The following is a 2,841-nucleotide window of genomic DNA, read 5'->3' as shown; positions in this document are numbered from 1 at the left end:
CAAATGGTTCGGTGGCACCAGTTGATCTAAAGTAATCATTTCAAGTTGATCTCGCTGAATAGAATCATGTTTAGAAAGCATCCTCATCACCTCAAGTTTTTATATTTCAATTTTAAAACAAAAATGACTCCAGTCAAAAGTGTTCTATCTAAAAGGTAAGACAAAGTTGATTGGAGCGGGTGTTCGAGACTCCTGCGGGAAAAGCGCGTCTAGGGGAGACCCCGCAGGCAAAGCCGAGGAGGCTCCCCGACCGCCCGCGGAAAGCGAGTGCCTGGAGTGGAAATCAACGTCTAAATTGTACAGGCCATAAAAATAGACAAACTCGATTTTCATCGAGTTTGTCTACAGTCTGAGAGCCCGTATCTTAGGATAGGGGCTCTTTTTTATCCTTTTCCATAAGAAATGAATGGAATTTGTAAAATGAAGGAAGTTGTATGCGAATTAACCAGCTTTCCGAGAGAAAATCCTTTTCATTATCTAATTTTTCTTATAAAATGAGTGAATAGCCATTCATTTTCGAAAGGGAGTGCACAAGTTGGGCAGAATATCATATATCGATAATATAACGGAGTGGATCAGTGATTTTTCTTTTAAACATGAGATTAAGGTCCGCTTTTCGGAAACGGATATGTTCGGGCATTTAAATAACACGATACCTTTTACTTATTTTGAGGAAGCACGGATAGAATATTTTAATAGCTTGGGATTCATGAAGGATTGGACGGCATTCACAAGTGATCAAATTCCGGTAGTCGCCGATCTGCAGTGTGATTATCTGCAGCAGGTGTTTTTCAATGATCGATTGACGATCCATGTGAAAGCCGACCATATCGGGACCTCCTCGGTAGATATTCATTACATGGGCACTAAGCAAGATGGTTCCCTATGTTTAACGGGCAGGGGAACGATCGTCCAAGTCTCCAAGGACACAGGGAAGCCGACGCCTTGGACGGAAGAGATGAGGCAAGGGATGTGGCATGCGGAGGTCGAACATTCCTGAAAAAATTTCATCCCATGAAGTAAAATAGTCACTCCCTTGCACTAGCCGACATACTATATCTTGACTAAATAGACACCCACTCCGGGTTTTATGCTGGTGAAGGCAAGGAGGGTAACATTACTTGAAGGAGAACGAATTCACTCATAAGCCACTACTCACCAAAAGAGAAAAAGAAGTATTTGAGTTACTAGTACAAGACAAAACAACAAAAGAAATCGCAGGTGAATTGTTTATTAGCGAAAAAACAGTTCGAAACCATATCTCGAATGCGATGCAGAAGCTTGGAGTCAAAGGACGTTCGCAGGCAGTCATAGAACTCCTTCGTATGGGAGAACTTAAGCTTTAATGTGTTAGCGTTTAATACGTAAGCCTTATAAATATTTTCTCTCCCGTTCTATTTGGCAGCATATAAGGAAGTCCAAAACAATTCCATTGTTTTGACTTCTTTGGATGCTGCTTATTTTTTTGTCGGGGTGTCGCAGGTTCCGAACAATCAATCTTGAAAATCATTTCACTTTCATCCAAAATGGTAGTATGATAAGTTTCATGAAGTGGGGAGCTGGGTGTATGGATGAAGAGAAGCAGGTTGCTTATGTAGCCGAGATCGAGAAGGAATTGCGCTATGTATCGTCCTGGATTAAGCAAAGGGGACGGGAAATCCTAAATGATTATAAAATAACCATTCCTCAATTCCTGGCTTTGCAATGGCTGTTTGAATCGGGCGACATGACGATCGGAGAATTGTCGACGAAAATGTTTCTTGCCTTCAGCACAACCACGGATCTGATTGACCGGATGGAGAAGCATCAGCTTGTCCAGCGTGTTAAAGATGAAAAGGACCGGCGGGTGGTTCGCATTCACCTTCTTGGTGAAGGGGAACGGATTATCGAAGAAGTGATCAATAAACGGCAGCAGTATTTGAGTGGCGTGTTAGCACAATTCAATGATGCCGACATCGTTTCCCTTCAAGGGATTTTAGCTAAACTACATCAAGAAATGAAAGAAAAATGAGGCGAGTTTTTTGAAACAACCAATAGGAATCATTGATTCAGGGGTAGGCGGCTTGACTGTAGCGAAAGAAGTCATGCGTCAGCTGCCGAATGAAAATATCATTTATTTAGGCGATACAGCAAGATGTCCTTACGGGCCCAGATCCAAAAAAGATGTTCAAGCCTTCACATGGCAAATGACGAGATTTTTGTTGAAGAAGGATATTAAAATGCTGATTATAGCTTGCAACACAGCAACAGCGGCGGTACTTGATGAAATCAGGGCGACACTTTCGATCCCTGTTCTGGGTGTCATCCATCCTGGTGCAAGAGCGGCATTGAAAGTGTCGAACTCCTTACATATTGGCATCATAGGCACGGAAGGTACGGTGAAAAGCAAAGCTTATGATGACGCATTGGCCTCCATCAATACCGATGTGAAAGTGGACAGTTTAGCCTGTCCGAAATTTGTCCCAATCGTAGAAAGTGGGGAGTTCGAAGGGGAAATCGTCAATAGGGTCGTGGCACAAACCTTAAGCCCGTTGAAGAAAACGAAAATTGACACGTTAATTCTTGGCTGTACCCATTATCCACTCTTGGGACCTGTCATCTCATCCTATATGGGAAATGGAGTGCAGGTCATTTCATCGGGGGAAGAGACGGCCCGTGAGGCAAGCGTCATCTTGGATTATTATAGATTGATCAATAGAAGCAAGCTCCGCCCGGCACATCGCTTTTATACAACCGGCTCCAGGGATATGTTTGGATCGATCGCATCGAGCTGGCTTGGCATTCATACAAGCATGGTTGAAACCGTTAAAATCGATCACTTATAAGACTTCCATTTTGGAA

Annotated in this window: 4 protein-coding genes; all 4 read left to right on the top strand. The window is 42.9% G+C overall.

Annotated features, from left to right (window positions below; genetic code table 11):
- Positions 1-535 precede the first annotated feature (535 nt).
- The 4 genes from AS888_RS24475 to racE all read left to right on the top strand — a co-directional run bounded on the left by AS888_RS24475 (position 536) and on the right by racE (position 2,825).
- Positions 536-1,000 (top strand): acyl-CoA thioesterase, encoded by a 465-nt coding sequence (locus AS888_RS24475; protein ID WP_061144683.1) that lies wholly within the window; start codon positions 536-538, stop codon positions 998-1,000.
- A gap of 121 nt (positions 1,001-1,121) precedes the next feature.
- Positions 1,122-1,346, top strand: coding sequence for a helix-turn-helix domain-containing protein (locus AS888_RS24470; RefSeq protein ID WP_028392149.1), 225 nt, complete (start codon positions 1,122-1,124; stop codon positions 1,344-1,346).
- Positions 1,347-1,567: 221 nt separating this feature from the next.
- Positions 1,568-2,011 carry a MarR family winged helix-turn-helix transcriptional regulator gene (locus AS888_RS24465; RefSeq protein WP_061144682.1) on the top strand — a complete coding sequence of 148 codons (444 nt, stop codon included), beginning with the start codon at positions 1,568-1,570 and terminating at the stop codon, positions 2,009-2,011.
- A gap of 10 nt (positions 2,012-2,021) precedes the next feature.
- Positions 2,022-2,825: a glutamate racemase gene (gene racE / locus AS888_RS24460; RefSeq protein WP_061144681.1), complete on the top strand. Its 804-nt coding sequence runs from the start codon at positions 2,022-2,024 to the stop codon at positions 2,823-2,825.
- Positions 2,826-2,841 lie beyond the last annotated feature (16 nt).

Source organism: Peribacillus simplex, assembly GCF_001542915.1.
Taxonomy (GTDB): domain Bacteria; phylum Bacillota; class Bacilli; order Bacillales; family DSM-1321; genus Peribacillus; species Peribacillus simplex_B.
The sequence above is the reverse complement of the archived record's forward strand: the minus strand, read 5'-3'. Positions and strand labels throughout refer to the sequence as shown.

Coding starts and splice junctions, on each gene's coding strand:
- AS888_RS24465 (WP_061144682.1), top strand. CDS start 1,568: ATGGATGAAGAGAAGCAGGTTGCTTATGTAGCCGAGATCGAGAAGGAA.